Annotated in this window: 18 protein-coding genes; 16 read left to right on the top strand and 2 right to left on the bottom strand. The window is 64.7% G+C overall.

Annotated elements, in window-relative coordinates:
* From IVA88_RS09025 to IVA88_RS09005, 5 genes are all read left to right on the top strand, one after another.
* The coding region (locus IVA88_RS09025) for a hypothetical protein (protein WP_247496919.1) at positions 1-388 on the top strand (388 nt) is incomplete at its 5' end.
* A 591-nt stretch (positions 389-979) separates the two neighbouring features.
* A complete protein-coding gene (locus tag IVA88_RS09020; protein WP_346657571.1) occupies positions 980-1,600 on the top strand; it encodes a TetR/AcrR family transcriptional regulator in 621 nt (206 codons plus the stop codon).
* 52 nt (positions 1,601-1,652) lie between these two features.
* On the top strand, positions 1,653-2,846 hold the full coding sequence (locus IVA88_RS09015; protein WP_247496917.1) for an MFS transporter: 1,194 nt from the start codon (positions 1,653-1,655) through the stop codon (positions 2,844-2,846).
* 138 nt (positions 2,847-2,984) lie between these two features.
* Entirely contained in the window at positions 2,985-3,404 is a 420-nt protein-coding gene (locus IVA88_RS09010; protein WP_247496916.1) for a DUF4118 domain-containing protein, read from the top strand.
* 138 nt (positions 3,405-3,542) lie between these two features.
* Positions 3,543-3,821 carry a hypothetical protein gene (locus tag IVA88_RS09005; RefSeq protein ID WP_247496915.1) on the top strand — a complete coding sequence of 93 codons (279 nt, stop codon included), beginning with the start codon at positions 3,543-3,545 and terminating at the stop codon, positions 3,819-3,821.
* Between the two features lie 146 nt (positions 3,822-3,967).
* On the opposite strand, the gene IVA88_RS09000 is transcribed toward IVA88_RS09005, so the two are convergent.
* Positions 3,968-4,933, bottom strand: coding sequence for a LysR family transcriptional regulator (locus tag IVA88_RS09000; RefSeq protein WP_247496914.1), 966 nt, complete (start codon positions 4,931-4,933; stop codon positions 3,968-3,970).
* A 119-nt stretch (positions 4,934-5,052) separates the two neighbouring features.
* Here IVA88_RS09000 and IVA88_RS08995 point away from each other — a divergent pair, with 119 nt between their 5' ends.
* The 11 genes from IVA88_RS08995 (at position 5,053) to IVA88_RS08945 (ending at position 16,606) form a co-directional block, all read left to right on the top strand.
* A complete protein-coding gene (locus tag IVA88_RS08995; RefSeq protein WP_247496913.1) occupies positions 5,053-6,090 on the top strand; it encodes a class 1 fructose-bisphosphatase in 1,038 nt (345 codons plus the stop codon).
* Between the two features lie 12 nt (positions 6,091-6,102).
* Positions 6,103-6,978: a phosphoribulokinase gene (locus IVA88_RS08990; protein ID WP_247496912.1), complete on the top strand. Its 876-nt coding sequence runs from the start codon at positions 6,103-6,105 to the stop codon at positions 6,976-6,978.
* 16 nt (positions 6,979-6,994) lie between these two features.
* Positions 6,995-9,016 (top strand): transketolase, encoded by a 2,022-nt coding sequence (gene tkt / locus IVA88_RS08985; RefSeq protein WP_247496911.1) that lies wholly within the window; start codon positions 6,995-6,997, stop codon positions 9,014-9,016.
* A gap of 14 nt (positions 9,017-9,030) precedes the next feature.
* Positions 9,031-10,116: a class II fructose-bisphosphate aldolase gene (gene fba, locus IVA88_RS08980; RefSeq protein ID WP_247496910.1), complete on the top strand. Its 1,086-nt coding sequence runs from the start codon at positions 9,031-9,033 to the stop codon at positions 10,114-10,116.
* 31 nt (positions 10,117-10,147) lie between these two features.
* On the top strand, positions 10,148-11,608 hold the full coding sequence (locus IVA88_RS08975; RefSeq protein WP_247496909.1) for a form I ribulose bisphosphate carboxylase large subunit: 1,461 nt from the start codon (positions 10,148-10,150) through the stop codon (positions 11,606-11,608).
* Between the two features lie 11 nt (positions 11,609-11,619).
* A complete protein-coding gene (locus tag IVA88_RS08970) occupies positions 11,620-12,027 on the top strand; it encodes a ribulose bisphosphate carboxylase small subunit (protein WP_247496908.1) in 408 nt (135 codons plus the stop codon).
* 98 nt (positions 12,028-12,125) lie between these two features.
* Positions 12,126-13,061, top strand: a complete 936-nt coding sequence (gene cbbX / locus IVA88_RS08965; protein WP_247496907.1) for a CbbX protein — start codon at positions 12,126-12,128, stop codon at positions 13,059-13,061.
* The gene (gene rpe / locus IVA88_RS08960; protein ID WP_247496906.1) at positions 13,058-13,795 is read left to right on the top strand and encodes a ribulose-phosphate 3-epimerase; all 738 of its coding nucleotides are present in this window, start codon (positions 13,058-13,060) and stop codon (positions 13,793-13,795) included. Before cbbX ends, rpe begins: the two co-directional genes overlap by 4 nt.
* Before the next feature lie 225 nt (positions 13,796-14,020).
* Entirely contained in the window at positions 14,021-14,230 is a 210-nt protein-coding gene (locus tag IVA88_RS08955) for a hypothetical protein (RefSeq protein WP_247496905.1), read from the top strand.
* 206 nt (positions 14,231-14,436) lie between these two features.
* Positions 14,437-15,972 (top strand): Do family serine endopeptidase, encoded by a 1,536-nt coding sequence (locus IVA88_RS08950; protein ID WP_247496904.1) that lies wholly within the window; start codon positions 14,437-14,439, stop codon positions 15,970-15,972.
* A 271-nt stretch (positions 15,973-16,243) separates the two neighbouring features.
* Positions 16,244-16,606, top strand: a complete 363-nt coding sequence (locus IVA88_RS08945) for a hypothetical protein (protein ID WP_247496903.1) — start codon at positions 16,244-16,246, stop codon at positions 16,604-16,606.
* Positions 16,607-16,621: 15 nt separating this feature from the next.
* Here IVA88_RS08945 and IVA88_RS08940 read toward each other — a convergent pair whose 3' ends face one another.
* Entirely contained in the window at positions 16,622-16,930 is a 309-nt protein-coding gene (locus tag IVA88_RS08940; protein WP_247496902.1) for a DUF6496 domain-containing protein, read from the bottom strand.
* Positions 16,931-16,968: the final 38 nt, after the last annotated feature.

Genomic DNA, 16,968 nt, shown 5'->3' with positions numbered 1-16,968 from the left:
GGCGTATGTGTCGCCCATCCCGGCTCACCCAAGAGGGGCGATCGTACGTCGTCACGATATGCGAGCCGGGCTTGCGGTGGACGCGGCAGCGTCGGGCGCGAGGCTAAGGGCAGGGCGGATTGCTCTCCGTGAGCTCAAGGCGTCGCGCGGACGGACGGCGCTGTCAGGTTCGTCTCGTCATCAGGTCGACGGCAATGTGCACAAAGTCGTCGAAACCGGTGGTGAAATGGCGGGCCGTGCGTACGGCAAAACCGTGTGGTCCTGGCCGTCGTTGCTACGGTCAAGCTCTTGCGGAGGCGGCATTCGCGTCAACCGGCGCGGTGTCGGCGACTTTCGCGAGGGCGAGGGAGGCCAGAACGAACTCGGCTCCCGGGAGAGCACGGCATAAGCCGTAAAGCCACTGCGCAGGGAAGGCCGAGTGATTGGCTACACCTGTATGCTGCTGTGCGGTTTTTCTGCGTGTGCTTTTCGCGCAGCGGACCGCGGGTGCCAGCCGGCACCCGGCCTTCCCTGCGCCCTCTTGGACAGAGGGTGGAGCGACCAAGCAAAGCTCGGGCGAAATGCGCCGCGAGAATGCGAAGGTGTGTCTGCAATTCAAAGATGCGAGCTGGAGGAGTGGCGCTGCCGCCTCATACTCCGTCATTGCGAGCGCAGCGAAGCAAATCCAGAGTCTTACCGAGGAGGGATTCTGGATTGCTTCGCTTCGCTCGCAAAGACGATGTGGCGAGAGTGTGCGCCACATTTTGCTCTCGTGCCCCGGACGCAGCGCAGCGCTTCTTCAGCGGTGCGCTGCAGAGCCGGGGCCCATGTCGCCGCATTCTACCCTGTCGCTCTCCGGGTCCCGGCTCTGCGCCGCAACGCTCCGCGTTGCAGCGCGTCCGGGACACGAGAGCAGCGTCGTTGCCCCCGCAACAAGTCGATCTGCCCCATCACAACCAAGTGTCTTTATTCGGAAACAACCATTCCCTATTATCCCGCAATGCAAAAAACCGCCCGCAAATACCGGTCCGTCGTCGGTCCGCCCGGCCGTCCCCGCGAGTTCGACATGGACACTGCGCTCGACAGGGCCGTCCGCGTGTTTTGCGAGCGCGGTTATCATGCCACCTCGATCAGCGACCTCACCGTGGCGATGCGGCTCGCGACCGGCAGCGTCTACAAGGCGTTTCGCGACAAGCATGCGGTGTTTCTCGCCGCCTTCGAGCGCTACGCCGCGCTGCGCCAGGAGCAGACGCGCAGCGCCGCGGCGCAAGGCGCCAATGGCCGTGAGCGGCTGCGCAACGTGCTGCTCTCCTATGTGGAGCACTCCCAGGGCACCGAGGGGCGGCGCGGCTGCCTCGTGGTGGGCAGCGCGGTCGAATTGTCCGCGGTCGATCCGGTGGTCGCCGCCCTCGTCAGCGCGCGGCTCGAGACCAACGAAGGCTTCATCGCCGGGCTCATTCGCGAGGGGCAAGCCGACGGCTCGATTCCCCGCCATGTGGCCGCCGACGACACCGCGCGTCTGATGATCTGCATCACGCAGGGCCTGCGCGTCGTCGGCAAGGCGCGGCTTTCGCTCGACGGCAAGCGCCTGGTCGCCGTCGCGATGAAGCTGCTCGCCTGAATTGTGTGTCATATTAGGAAACAAGCGTTTCCGATCTCTGGAGACTATGTGAATGACGATGAATGCCACGATCGAGACCGCGCCCGAGCCGGATGCGGTGTCGCAGCGACTGACCTTCGTGCTTGCCGCGGCCTGTGGCATGGTCGCCGCCAACATCTACTACGCGCAGCCGCTGATCGCCCCGATCAGCGCCGCGCTCGGCCTGTCGCACGCGGCGGCGGGGCTGATCGTCACCATGACGCAGATCGGCTACGGCGTGGGGCTTCTCTTCATCGTGCCGCTCGGCGATCTCGTCGAGAACCGTACCCTGATCTGCTCCGTCATCGCGCTGGGCGCAGCAGCCCTGCTCGCCGCGGGGTTCGCGTCGCACGCGCTGCCGTTCCTGATCGCCGCGCTGTTCATTGGGCTCGGCTCGGTGGCGGTGCAGATCATCATTCCCTATGCGGCGCATCTTGCGCCGGCAGCCATTCGCGGCCGCGTCGTCGGCAACGTCTCGACGGGCCTGATGCTGGGCATCATGCTGGCGCGGCCGGTGTCGAGCTTCGTTACAGCGGTGCTGTCGTGGCACGCGGTGTTCTTCTGCTCGGCCGCGCTGATGATGGTGCTCGCAGCCGTGCTCTGGATGACGCTGCCGAAGCGAAAGCCGGTCGCGCGCATGCATTACGGCGAGTTGCTGCTGTCGATGCCGCATCTGGTCCGGACTACGCCGCTGCTGCGTCGCCGCGCGCTCTATCAGGCCAGCCTGTTCGGCGCCTTCAGCCTGTTCTGGACCGTGACGCCGCTGCTGCTCGCGGATGAGTTCGGCTTCACGCAGCGCGGCATCGCGTTGTTCGCGCTCGCAGGTGTCGCCGGCGTGTTCGCGGCCCCGATCGCGGGACGGCTTGCCGATCGCGGCCATAGCCGCATGGCGACGCTGGTCGCGCTGCTGCTCGCGGCCGTGGGCTTCCTGATCACGCATATCGGCGCGGCCGGATCGGTGCTGAACCTCGCCTGCCTGGTGGTGGCCGCGATCGCGATCGATATCGGCGTGCAGGGCAATGTCGTGCTCGGCTTCCGCGCGATCTTCGCGCTGGGGCATGAGCACCGCAGTCGTCTCAACGGCCTCTATATGGCGACGTTCTTCACCGCGGGTGCAGCGGGCTCGGCGGTCGGCGCCTGGGCCTTTGCGCAAGGCGGCTGGACGCTCGCCTCGGCCATCGGCCTCGCGCTCCCCGTCGCAGGCCTGGTCTATGCGGCCACCGAGTAGGGGCCGGGGCGGGCGCAAATCGCGCGATGCGGCCCGTTTACCAAGGCGGTCTGGCTGACAATTTCGATCTCGCGATTTCCCTGCCGCTGTAGTACTTTGGTCGCAAGGGCCTGGTTAACGGGCGGCAGGGGGAGGCTGATGAGGCGTGCGGGGCTGTTTGGCGTACCGCGGGTACGACCATGGTCGTGGCAGGCGTTTCTGCTCGGATTCGTCGTTGTCGCTATGTCGGCCGCGCTCCAGGGCATCTGTGTCGCGCTCGGCGCAAAACTCTATTTCGCGGCGTTCCTGCCCAGCCTGTTCGTGCTCGGCATTGTCGCGGGCGCACCGGCGGCGGCGTTGGCCGCGCTGCTCACTATTCCACTGGTGTGGTGGGCGTTCATGCCGCCTTTCTTCGAGTTCAATTCGCTGACCAGCGCGCATGCCGATTCCATCAAGCTGTTCTGTCTGCTCGCCGTGCTGGTGATCGGCCTTGCCGATCTCTGCCGCGCGACCATGGCGATCATCAGCCGCGGCGGGCTGAAGCCGCGGAGCGAGAGCGCGGCAACGAATTCGCAATAAATCCGCGTCGCATGACTGCACGCGTTGCGCGCCGGCAACAGTCCGGAAACCATTCGCGCGCTTGCCGCGCGGCGCTAACTTTTCGAAAAAGATTTGGCCGCAATTTCTCCCCCGGGAATGACGAGGGAGTTTTCGGACATGAACGGCCAAATAACCGGTCACGCCATCTTGGAGAACGTGCGCCGCTATCGCGGAATCGCATCGCTCTATCGCCAGACCGCTGCATTCCGCCCGGGCCAGAGCTGGTCGCTGCTCGAACAGGCGAGGGATTGGGAAGCACGGGCGCTGCTGGAGCTGGAAGCCTATTTCGCCGCGCGGATGGATCACGCTGTCCCGCGCGCCCAAGGCCCGATCGTCGGGTCGTGCACGGACACCACGGGGCGATTACGGAGTTATCTCGAGCTCCGCATGTGCTAGCAAGCTCCGGACCGAGACATCCCAATTCGGCCGGGGCAAGCGATGACCACCTTCAACCGCATCTTCACGACCGAGCGCCTGTTCCAGATCATCGTCATTTTGGCCGCGACGATCGCGATGAAGCTGATGGGCTGAACGCCGGCGGGCTATCGCCCACCGAGTTCGGGCACTTCCGGCAGGTAATTCGACCCCTCCGAGCCCAGAAAATCGAACATCGCCTGGGCCGGCGGCAACAGCACCTTGTCGCTGCGGCGGATGACGTACCATTGCCGCACGATCGGCAGGCCGGCGACGTCGAGCACGATGAGCCGGCCCTCGGTGAGCTCGTGCGCCACGGTGTGGGCCGAGATGAAGGCGATGCCGAGCCCGGCGATCACCGCCTGCTTGATGGTCTCGTTGCTGCTCATCTCCATGCCGATGATCGGCTCGAGATCCGACTTCTGGAACATACCTTCCATAAGGGTCCGCGTGCCCGAGCCAGGCTCGCGGGTGAGGAAGGTCTCGTGCACGAGGTCGGTCAGGTTGAGGCCGGAATCCTTCTCGAGCCAGTGCCCCTTGCGCGCGACGATAATGTGCGGATTACGCCCGAGCTGACGGACGTCGACGCTGACGTCGGCCGGTGGCCGACCCATCACAGCGAAGTCGAGGTCGTAGCCGTGCATGGCCTCGCGGATCTCCTCGCGATTGCCGACCGTCAGCTTGATCTCGATCTTCGGATGCCGCTTCGAGAACGCCGCGATCGCGTGCGGCACGAAATACTTTGCAGTCGAGACCGCGCCAAGATGCACCGTGCCGCCGGTTCGCCCCGCAAGTAGGTCGAGCGAACCCTGGCAGTCGGCGATTGCGGCCTCGACGCGCTCGGCAAGCGTCAGCACCTGCTTGCCCGCTTCCGTCAGCAGCATGCCGTCGCCGGTCCGCTGCACCAGCGGCAGGCCGGCGAGATCCTGAAGCTGACGCAGTTGCTGGGTCACGGCCGGCTGGGTCAGGCCGAGCTGGCTCGACGCTGCCGTGACGCTGCCCTTGGCCGAGAGCGCCGCGAGCGAGCGGAGCTGCCGGATCGTCAGATGCCGGAGCTGTGCCGAGGCATTATAAGATAATTCTTTAGCGCTCATTATGAATAGAAATTTTCCTTATTAAGCCGCCCCTGTCAATCTCATCCTTGTTGGGACTGACCGCACCGACCTCCAGCGAGGAGGGAACTGGATGCCGCGCCTGCAAAGGGATGGACCGCATGACCGGGCAACTCAGGCTGGACGACCACCTTCAACGGTATTCCGAGACGGCGCCGCATGCGCTGGCCGTGGCGGCTGCGGTCGACGCCATCGCGGCGGCCGGGATCGAGATCGCCGATCTCATCGCCACCGGGGACCTTGCGGACGCCTCGGGCCTGACCACCGGCCGCAACAGCGACGGTGACGTCCAGCGCGATCTCGACGTGCAGGCGGATGCGATCCTGCGCCGCTGTCTCAGCAAGCTGCCGATCGCGGCACTGGCGTCGGAAGAGATGCGCGAGCCGCAGATCGGTGACCGCGCGGCGAAGATCTGCATCGCGATCGATCCGCTCGACGGCTCCTCCAACATCGACATCAACATGACGGTGGGCACGATCTTCTCGATCCTGCCGGCGCCTGATGATCTCGCGCTCGCCTTCCATCAGCGCGGCTCGGCGCAGCTCGCGGCGGGGTTCGTCACCTACGGTCCGCAGACCTCGCTGGTGCTGACGCTCGGCGACGGCGTCGACATCTTCACGCTCGACCGCAAGTCCGGTTGCTTCCGTCTCGCACGCAGCGCCGTGCAGATCTCCGAGACCTGCGAGGAGTTCGCGATCAACGCCTCGAATCGCAGGCATTGGGAGCAGCCGGTGCGCGCCTTCGTCGACGAATGCCTCGCCGGCGTGGAAGGGCCGGCCAACCACAATTTCAACATGCGCTGGATCGGAGCGCTGGTCGCCGAGGCCTATCGCATCCTCACCCGCGGCGGCGTGTTTCTCTATCCCTCCGACGCACGGCCCGGCTATGGCAACGGCCGCCTGCGCCTCGTCTACGAGGCGCACCCGATGGCTTACATCGTCGAGCAGGCCGGTGGCTCGGCTTCGACCGGGCGCGAACGCATCCTCGACCTCTCAGCGCAAAGCCTGCACCAGCGCGTGCCGCTGATCATGGGCTCGAGCAACGAAGTGCAGCGCGTCGACGAACTGCATTGCGATCCGCTGCTGGTCGCCAGCGTCTCCGCACCGCTGTTCGCGCGGCGCGGCTTTTTCCGGCTGTGAGCGAGGCGCCCCATGTCCAGGAAGCATCCGATCATCTCCATCACCGGCTCCTCCGGCGCCGGTACCACTTCGGTCAAGAAGACCTTTGAGCAAATCTTCTTCCGCGAGAAGGTCAACGCCGCCTACATTGAAGGCGACGCCTTCCATCGCTACGATCGCGCGGAAATGCGCGCGCAGATGGCGAAGGAGGCCGATCGCGGCAACAGGCATTTCAGCCATTTCAGCCCCGAGACCAACCTGTTCGAGGAGCTGGAGCGGGCGTTCCGCGACTATGGCGAGACCGGCACGGCGACGACGCGGCACTACGTCCACGATGCCGAGGAATCCGCGCTGCATGGCGCCGCACCCGGCACCTTCACCGACTGGAATCGGCTGCCGGAGAGCTCCGACCTGTTGTTCTACGAGGGCCTGCACGGCGCCGTGGTCACGGACAAGATCAATGTCGCGCGTTATGCCGACCTCAAGATCGGCGTCGTGCCGGTCATCAATCTCGAATGGATCCAGAAGCTGCACCGCGACCGCAGTGCGCGAGGCTATTCGACCGAGGCCGTCACCGACACCGTTCTGCGGCGGATGCCAGATTACATCCACTACATCTGCCCGCAATTTTCCGAGACCGACATCAATTTCCAGCGGGTGCCGACGGTGGACACCTCCAATCCGTTCATCGCGCGCTGGATTCCGACGCCGGACGAATCGATGGTCGTGATCCGCTTCAAGAACCCGCGCGGCATCGACTTCCCGTATCTGCTCTCGATGCTGCCGCAAAGCTGGATGTCTCGCGCCAATTCGATCGTGTGCCCCGGCGCGAAGCTCGATCTTGCCATGCAGCTCATCCTGACGCCGCTGATCATGCAGCTGATCGAGCGCAAGCGAAACCTGAAGTGAACAAGGGGAGTATCCGATGAACATCTCCGTCCACGCCGCAGCCGACCTCTCGGCGGTCGCGCATAGCGATCTTGCCAATGCAGTCCGCTTTCTCGCGGTCGATGCCATCGAGATTTCGCAATCCGGCCATCCCGGCCTGCCGATGGGCATGGCAGATGTCGCAACCGTGCTGTTCTCGCGCTTCCTGAAATTCGACCCGGCTCATCCCAATTGGCCGGATCGCGATCGCTTCGTGCTGTCGGCGGGCCATGGCTCGATGCTGCTCTATGCACTGCTCCATCTCACTGGCGGCGACGTCGGCCTCGACGACATCAAGGCGTTCCGGCAATGGGGCTCCAAAACGCCGGGCCATCCCGAATATGGACACACCCCGGGCGTCGAGACCACGACCGGTCCGCTGGGGCAGGGGATCGCGACTGCCGTCGGCATGGCGCTCGCCGAGCGCATGGCCAATGCGCGGCATGGCGACGGCCTCGTCGATCACTTCACCTATGTGATCGCCGGCGACGGCTGTCTGATGGAGGGCATCAGCCAGGAAGCGATCTCGCTCGCCGGCCATTTGCAATTGTCCCGCCTGATCGTGCTGTTCGACGATAACGGCATATCCATTGACGGGCCGACCTCGCTCGCGACCTCCGACGACCAGCTCGCGCGCTTCGCAGCCTCCGGCTGGTCGGTGCGCCGCGTCGATGGGCACGATCCCGAAGCCGTTGCGCAGGCGATTGCCGAGGAACGCGAGAGCGCAAGACCGTCGCTGATCGCCTGCCGCACCGTCATCGGCTATGGTGCGCCGGATCGTCAGGGCACCGAGAAGGCGCATGGCGCGCCGCTCGGCACCGAGCAGACGGCGGCAGCACGGCGGACGCTCGGCTGGGACTATCAGCCCTTCGTGGTGCCTGTCACGATCCTGAAAGCGTGGCGGATGATCGGGCAGCGCGGGCAGGTCGAGCGTCTCGCCTGGCTCGATCGCTATGAATGCGCCACGCCCGAGCAGCGCGATCTGTTTGTCGAGGGCAAGGCGGTTGCCCTGCCGAACGCCTATGCCCAGGCCTCGGCGAAATTGCGCGAGCGCTTTGCCACCGAGCGTCCGAAGCTCGCGACGCGGCAGGCTTCGCAACAGGTGCTCGACGGCATCGCGGGGACGATTCCCGGATTTGTCGGTGGCTCGGCGGACCTGACGCATTCGAACCTGACGCATGCCAAGGCGCAGACCCCGGTCAAGCGCGACGCATTCGCCGGCGATTACATCCATTACGGCATCCGCGAGCATGGCATGGCGGCCGCGATGAACGGCCTCGCGCTGCACGGCGGCTTCATTCCCTATGGCGGCACCTTCCTCGCCTTCTCCGATTACAGCCGGCCGGCAATCCGTCTTGCGGCCCTGATGCGGATCCGCGTCATTCATGTGATGACCCATGACTCCATTGGGCTCGGTGAGGACGGCCCCACGCATCAGCCGGTCGAGCATCTCGCGGCGCTCCGCGTCATTCCGAACTTGCTTGTGTTCCGCCCCGCCGATGCGGTCGAGACGCTGGAAGCTTGGGAATGCGCACTCGAGGCCGAAAATCGTCCATCCGTGCTGTGCCTGTCGCGTCAGGCGCTGCCGACCTTCCGCAGCGATGTCCGCGGCAGAAACCGCGTTGCACGCGGCGCCTATCTCATCGTCTCGCCCGACGGCGGACGCGACGTGACACTGATGGCGACCGGTTCGGAAGTCTCTATCGCTCTGGAAGCCGCCCGCCTGCTCGCGACCGAGCACGTGCGCGCGGCCGTGGTCTCCGCCCCGTGCTTCGCGTTGTTCGAGGAGCAGCCGGAGGACTACCGCGCCGCTGTTCTCGGCACTGCGCCACGGATCGGCATTGAGGCGGCAGTAGCCGGCGATTGGCATCGCTGGATCGGTACCGAGGGCGAATTCGTCGGCATGCGCGGCTTCGGTGCCTCGGCGCCTGCACCCGTGCTCTACCGCGAATTCGGCATCACGCCGCAAAACGTTGCGGAAGCCGCCCGGCGGGCAATTGCCCGCGTCGGCAAGCAATAACAGGAGGAATTGTCGTGGCCCGTATCACCCTTCGCCAACTGCTCGACCACGCCGCCAGTCACGGCTACGCGGTGCCGGCGTTCAACATCAACAACATGGAGCAGGGCATCGCGATCATGCAGGCGGCGGCCGAGGTCGATGCGCCCGTCATCATCCAGGCTTCGCGCGGCGCGCGCAGCTATGCCGGCGACCTCATGCTCTCGCACATGATCGACGCGCTGGAGCGGACCTATCCGGACATCCCGCTCTGCATGCACCAGGACCATGGCAACGACGAAGCGACCTGCGCGTCCGCCATCGCCCACGGCTTCACCTCGGTCATGATGGACGGCTCGCTCAAGGCCGACGCGAAGACCGCGGCCGATTACGACTACAACGTCGCGATCACCCGCCGCATCGTGGATCTCGCGCATTGGGTCGGTGCCTCCGTCGAAGGCGAGCTCGGTGTGCTCGGTTCGCTCGAGCATGGCGGCGGCGAGCAGGAGGATGGTCACGGCGTCGAGGGCAAGGTCAGCCACGACCAGTTGCTGACTGATCCTGACCAGGCGGTGGACTTCGTCCGCGCCACCAAGGTCGATGCGCTCGCGATTGCGATGGGGACCTCGCACGGCGCCTACAAGTTTAGCCGTAAGCCGGATGGCGACATTCTGGCGATGCGGGTGGTCGAGGAGATTCATCGCCGGCTTCCGAATACGCATCTCGTGATGCACGGCTCTTCCTCGGTGCCGCAGCCCCTCCAGGACATGTTCAACCAATTCGGCGGCGAGATGCCGCAGACCTGGGGCGTTCCGGTCGAGGAGATCGTCCGCGGCATCAAGAGCGGCGTCCGCAAGGTCAATATCGACACCGATTGCCGGCTGGCGATGACTGCGGTGTTCCGCAAGGTCGCCGCGCAAACGCGCTCGGAGTTCGACCCGCGCAAATTCCTCAAACCCGCGATGGATGCGATGCGCGAGCTCTGCCGCGAGCGCTTCGAGCAGTTCGGCACCGCAGGCCACGCGAGCCAGATCAAGGTCGTTCCCTTGAGCGAGATGGCGCGGCGCTACCGCGCCGGCGAACTCGATCCGCGCGTCGACGCCCGCGAGCCGGTCGCGGCCTAATCATTCAGAGAGAGAAGAGCAGGAGAGAGCCATGAATGCACACGCAGGAACCGTCCGCGGCAAGGAAAGATATCGCTCTGGCGTGATGGAGTACAAGCGCATGGGCTATTGGGAGCCCGACTACGTGCCAAAGGACACCGACGTCATCGCGCTGTTCCGTGTCACGCCGCAGGAGGGCGTCGACCCGATCGAGGCGTCGGCCGCAGTCGCCGGTGAATCCTCGACCGCGACCTGGACGGTGGTGTGGACCGATCGCCTGACCGCCGCGGAGAAGTATCGCGCGAAATGCTACCGCGTTGATCCGGTGCCGGGCACGCCGGGATCGTATTTCGCCTACATCGCCTATGACCTCGACCTGTTCGAGCCGGGCTCGATCGCCAACCTCTCGGCCTCGATCATCGGCAACGTGTTCGGCTTCAAGCCTCTCAAGGCCTTGCGTCTGGAAGACATGCGCTTCCCGGTCGCCTATGTGAAGACGTTCCAGGGGCCGGCAACCGGCATCGTGGTCGAGCGCGAGCGGCTCGACAAGTTCGGCCGGCCGCTGCTCGGCGCGACCGTCAAGCCCAAGCTCGGCCTGTCCGGCCGCAATTACGGCCGCGTCGTCTACGAAGCGCTCAAAGGCGGGCTCGACTTCACCAAGGACGACGAGAACATCAACTCGCAGCCCTTCATGCACTGGCGTGACCGCTTCCTCTATTGCATGGAAGCGGTGAACCGCGCACAGGCGGCCTCCGGTGAGGCGAAGGGCACTTACCTGAACATCACCGCGGGGACGATGGAGGACATGTATGAACGCGCCGAGTTCGCGAAGGAGCTTGGGTCCTGCATCGTCATGATCGATCTCGTGATCGGCTACACCGCGATCCAGTCCATGGCGAAATGGGCGCGCCGCAACGACATGATCCTGCATCTGCATCGCGCCGGCCACTCCACTTATACGCGGCAGAAGACCCATGGCGTGTCGTTCCGCGTCATCGCCAAATGGATGCGGCTCGCTGGCGTCGACCACATCCATGCCGGCACGGTGGTCGGCAAGCTCGAAGGCGATCCGAACACCACGCGCGGCTACTACGATGTCTGCCGCGAGGACTTCAACCCGACCAAGCTCGAGCATGGCCTGTTCTTCGACCAGTCCTGGGCGAGCCTGAACAAGATGATGCCGGTCGCCTCCGGCGGCATCCATGCCGGGCAGATGCACCAGCTGCTCGATCTCCTCGGCGAGGACGTCGTGCTGCAGTTCGGCGGCGGCACCATCGGTCATCCCATGGGCATCGCGGCCGGCGCGATCGCCAACCGCGTGGCGCTGGAAGCGATGATCCTCGCCCGCAACGAGGGCCGCGACTACGTCCATGAAGGTCCGGAGATCCTGGCCCGGGCGGCCGAGACCTGCACGCCGCTGAAAGCTGCGCTCGAGGTCTGGAAGGACGTCACCTTCAACTATGAATCCACCGACACGCCGGACTTCGTGCCGACCGCGCTCGAAACCGTTTGAGGAGATTTGTCATGAAGCTGACCCAAGGCTGTTTCTCGTTCCTGCCCGATTTGACCGACGATCAGATCACCAAGCAGGTGCAGTATTGCCTCACCAATGGTTGGGCGGTGAACATCGAGTTCACCGACGATCCGCATCCCCGCAACACCTATTGGGAGATGTGGGGCCTGCCGATGTTCGATCTCCAGGACGCCGCCGGCGTGATGATGGAGCTCGCCGAATGCCGCAGAGTGTATGGCGACCGCTACATCCGCCTCAGCGGCTTCGACTCCAGCCATGGCTGGGAATCGGTGCGGATCTCCTTCATCGTCAACCGCCCGCCGCAGGAGGCCGAGTTCGAGCTGGTACGGCAGGAGGTGGGGGGGCGCGCGATCCGCTACACCACCGTGCGCCGGCAGCCCGCGCACGCGGCGACCTAAGTCATTCTCCTCCGCGCGGAGCACTCCCTGCTCCGTTTCCTTGGCGGACCACTGCTTCGCCGCTTCCCGGCGGCGAAGCTCTTTTCTTCGAGGTGCCGATGCTGGATGCTCCCCACGCAATGACCACTGAGCCCGGCGAGACCAATTTCGATCTCCGCAAGGAGGCCGAAGCGGCTGGAATCACCGATACGTTGCAACAGCTCGAGCGGGAGCTGATCGGATTGAAGCCGGTGAAGAACCGCGTGCGCCAGATCGCGTCGCTCTTGCTGATCGAACGCATCCGGCAGCGCGCGGGACTGGCTTCGTCGCCACCGACGTTGCACATGTCGTTCACCGGCAATCCCGGCACCGGCAAGACGACCGTCGCGCTGCGCATGGCAAAGATTCTGCACGGCCTCGGCTTCGTGCGGCGCGGACAGGTGATCTCGGTGACGCGCGACGATCTCGTCGGTCAATATATCGGCCACACCGCGCCGAAGACCAAGGAGATCCTGAAGAAGGCGATGGGCGGCGTGCTGTTCATCGACGAGGCCTATTATCTGCATCGGCCGGACAACGAGCGCGACTACGGTCAGGAGGCGATCGAGATTCTGCTCCAGGTGATGGAGAACCAGCGCGAGGACCTCGTTGTGATCCTTGCCGGCTATGGCGAGCGGATGACGAACTTCTTCGCCTCCAATCCTGGCTTCCGCTCGCGCATCGCGCACCACATCGACTTTCCGGACTATGCGGAGGCCGAGCTGCTCGTCATCGCCGAGCTGATGCTGAAGGAACGGGGCTACCGCCTCTCGGCGGCGGCGCGCGAGGCTTTCGAGAAATACATCGCGCTGCGCCGCACCCAGCCGTTCTTCTCGAATGCGCGTTCGATCCGCAACGCCGTCGACCGCATTCGGCTGCGGCAGGCGGATCGCCTGGTGTCGGATCTCGACCGCATGCTCGATATCGCCGACCTCGAAACGATCGATCCCATGGATGTCCTGGCCAGCCGCGTCTTCACCGGCGGTGCCGACGCGCAGAGGAGTGCGAAGCCATGACGAGCGAAATCCTCATCGCGCCTTCGATCCTGGCTGCGGATTTTGCGCGCCTCGGCGAGGAGATCGTGGCGATCGACGCGGCGGGCGCCGACTGGATTCATTGCGACGTCATGGACGGGCATTTCGTCCCGAACATCAGTTATGGCGCCGACATCATCAAGGCGATCCGGCCGCTGACGAAAAAAATGTTCGACGTGCATCTCATGATCGCGCCCGCCGATCCCTATCTCGAAGCGTTCGCGAAGGCCGGGGCGGATGTCATCACGGTGCATGCCGAAGCCGGTCCGCATCTCGATCGCTCGCTCCAGGCCATCCGCGCGCTCGGCAAGAAAGCCGGTGTCAGCCTGTGTCCCGCGACCCCTGAAAGCGCCATCGAATATCTGCTCGATCGTCTCGATCTTGTCCTGGTGATGACGGTCAATCCGGGCTTCGGCGGCCAGTCGTTCCTTGAGTCCCAACTCGAGAAGATCGCGCGCATTCGAAGCATGATCGGCGAGCGGCCGATCCGGCTCGAGGTGGACGGCGGCATCACGCGCGACAACGCCGCTGCCGTGGCCGCTGCGGGCGCCGATACGCTTGTGGCGGGTTCCGCCGTGTTTCGCGGCAAGAGCAGCGCGGACTATGCCGCGAATATCGCGGCCATTCGCGTCGCGGCGGAGGCCGGCAGGGTTCCGAACCTGCAACATAGTTCGGCGCAGACGGTGCGTGTCGGCGAACCCGCACTCATCCGGTAGGCTACGCGATGCAGGCGGAGCGAGCCGGCACCGGAATGGCTGTGCCAGGGCCTGCCACTTTTCACCGGACATATTGAGTCCGCGCTGATTGGAACTTTCGCCCGAATACGCATTTCCTAGAACAAGCGAGTCTCGCGCGCGGCGGGCGCAGCAAATCTTTTGCACAACCGCCATCGGCCTGACGCAATAAGAGCGATAAGCTCTGTGAATGCGAGGGAGGGTCTCATGGAGAACGTACGTCGCTACCGCGCGCTGGCGTCCCTCTGTCGTCAGCAGGCCGCCTATCGGCCGCTCCAGAACTGGGAGCTGCTCGGCCAGGCCGAACATTTCGAATATCTCGCCGAAGTCGAACTCAAGGCGCATTTCGACGCGTGCAATGCGCAACACGACGAGGATGATGTCGCTACGGCGTGGGAGAGGCCCGCCGCGGCGTGACGGCGCACGTATCGCTTCCCCTCTGAGGCGACTTCCGCACTCGGCCGTCCTGGTCCATCGCATCGCATAACGAGCCGGCTCGAAGCACTTGGTCCGGCCTCCGATCGTGTATTCTTTGCCAAGATTTAATCGCGTGGACGGGACGCTGTAAGGTGGCGACCGCCATGTTGGGTGCAAGGCGACTTACCCAACATGGACATTTCGACATGAGCGATCGCGTCAATTCAGACACCACTACGTCCCGCAAGGTCCTGAGGCCGCGCCGGCTCGCGCTGCTCGGCACCGTGGCCGCGCTTGGCGTGGCCGTGCTGGCAGCTGCTCCCGGCTCTTCGCCGTTCAGCGTAACCTCCTTCATTGCGCCCGCCCAGGCCGCGGAGACCGCCGCGACACCGCCGGGCTTCGGCGATCTCGTCAGCAAGGTCAAACCCGCCGTCATCTCGGTGCGGGTCAGAATCGACCAGGACAACGAGAAGAGCGCGATGCTGCAACAGAACCGGATGGATTCGGACGAGGAGACGCCGTTCGACCAGTTCTCGCGGCAGTTCGGCTTCCGTGGCCCGGGCGGCATGAACGGCATGCCGCGCCAGCGCCACCAGGTGATCACGGGTGAGGGCTCCGGCTTTTTCATCTCCGCGGACGGCTACGCCGTGACCAATAACCACGTCGTCGATCACGCCGAGTCGGTGCAGGTGACGATGGACGACGGCATGATCTACACCGCGAAGGTGGTCGGCACCGATCCGAAGACCGATCTCGCGCTGATCAAGGTCGAAGGCAAGAAGGATTTTCCGTTCGTCAAATTCTCCGACCAGAAGCCGCGCATCGGCGACTGGGTGGTCGCGGTCGGCAATCCCTTCGGCCTCGGCGGTACCGTGACCGCCGGCATCGTCTCGGCCAGCGGCCGCGACATCGGCAACGGTCCTTATGACGATTTCATCCAGATCGACGCGCCGATCAACAAGGGCAATTCCGGCGGCCCGGCGTTCGATATGAACGGCAACGTGATCGGCGTGAACACCGCGATCTTCTCGCCGTCCGGCGGCTCGGTCGGCATCGGCTTCGACATTCCGGCCTCGACCGCAAAGCTTGTCATCGCACAGTTGAAGGACAAGGGCGCGGTCACGCGCGGCTGGCTCGGCGTCCAGGTGCAGCCGGTGACATCGGATATTGCCGACAGCCTCGGCCTCAAGGAAGCGCGTGGCGCGATCGTCGACAATCCGCAGGACGGCAGCCCGGCGGCGAAGGCGGGCATCGAGGCGGGCGACGTCATCACCGCCGTCAACGGCACCGCGATCAAGGATTCCCGCGATCTCGCCCGCACCATCGCCACCCTGGCGCCGGGCACGTCCGTGAAGCTCGATGTCGTCCATAAGGGTGACAGCAGGGCGGTGACGCTGGCGCTCGGCGAGTTGCCGAACGAGCGGCAGGCTAAAGCCGACGAGGGCAAGACGCAGCCAGATGCCGGCACGCCGCGCCTCGGGCTCAGCCTGGCCCCGGCCGGTGACGTCCAGGGTGCCGGCCAGAAGGGCGTCGTCGTCACGGAAGTCGATCCCCAAGGGCCGGCCGCGCAGCGCGGCATCCAGACCGGCGACGTCATCCTCAATGTCGGCGGCAAGGCCGTCGCCAATATCGGCGATGTCCGTTCGGAACTGGCGCAGGCGAAATCGTCCGGCAAGCGCAGCGTGCTGCTGCAGGTCAGAGGCGCGCAGGCGACCCGGTTCGTCGCGGTGCCGCTCGCATAAGTCGAGCCTCGCTCGGGACAAGTACAAAAAGGCGGCCCTCGGGCCGCCTTTCTCATTTGCCTTCAGGACTTCGGGAGCCCACCGATAACATTCTCGTCAACGGCAGGAATGATGACCCGGTTCGTCCGAAAAAGCCGTGTTCGCTCATCACAGTTCCGGCTTGCGTATTGTCCGGCGGCAGCGAAGCCGCCGAGACGGTTGCAAGCGTGGAACTTCGAACTTCCCGTCGCCTTGTGGAATGGCCGGTAGTTCGCATGTGATCGGTGCCGACATGGATCGATTGAAGCTCTCGCTGAAAAGTGCGCTGCTTGTGGCGACGTTCGTGCTGTGGGGCGGAAACGCTCTCGGGCGGGACGACGGTCGCTACGCGAACTCTCCGCTCAAGCCATGGTTTGACAGCCTGCGCAGCCATCTCGGTCCGTGCTGCTCGGATGCGGATGGGTTTGCCGTCGCCGATCCCGACTGGGAATCGCACAACGGGCATTATCGCGTGCGTCTCGACGGCGAGTGGGTCGAGGTGCCGGACGAAGCCGTGATCACCGAGCCGAACCGGGCCGGCCGCACCATGGTTTGGCCGGTGAAGACCGCGTTCGGCATTTCAATCCGCTGCTTCATGCCGGGCAGCATGATCTGACGGAGGCCAGCACGACTATCTGGAAGATTTACGTTTCGATGCTTTCTTCGAAGTCTTCCTTGAACCCTTCTTGGACGTTTTCTTCGAAGTCTTTTTGGACGTCTTATTGGATGTTTTCCGCTTCGCGGCTTTCTTCGGGACCTTCTTGCCCTTCTTGCGCGCCTTCGACAGGCCGATCGCGATTGCCTGCTTGCGGTTCTTCACGCGTCCGCCTCGACCGCCAGGTCCGCTTTTCGCGGTACCCTTCTTGTAGCGTTTCATCTCGCCTTCGACATCGCTGCCGGAGCTGCGCGAGTAGCGGCGCTTCTTTGCCTTGCGTGCCATGCATGTTCTCCCTTGGCCGGGGAGAACCATCCGCGACA

The sequence above is a fragment of the Bradyrhizobium sp. 149 genome, from assembly GCF_023073915.1.
Classification (GTDB): Bacteria; Pseudomonadota; Alphaproteobacteria; order Rhizobiales; family Xanthobacteraceae; genus Bradyrhizobium.
Note: the sequence above shows the minus strand (reverse complement) of the source record. Positions and strands in the feature narration are given on the sequence as shown.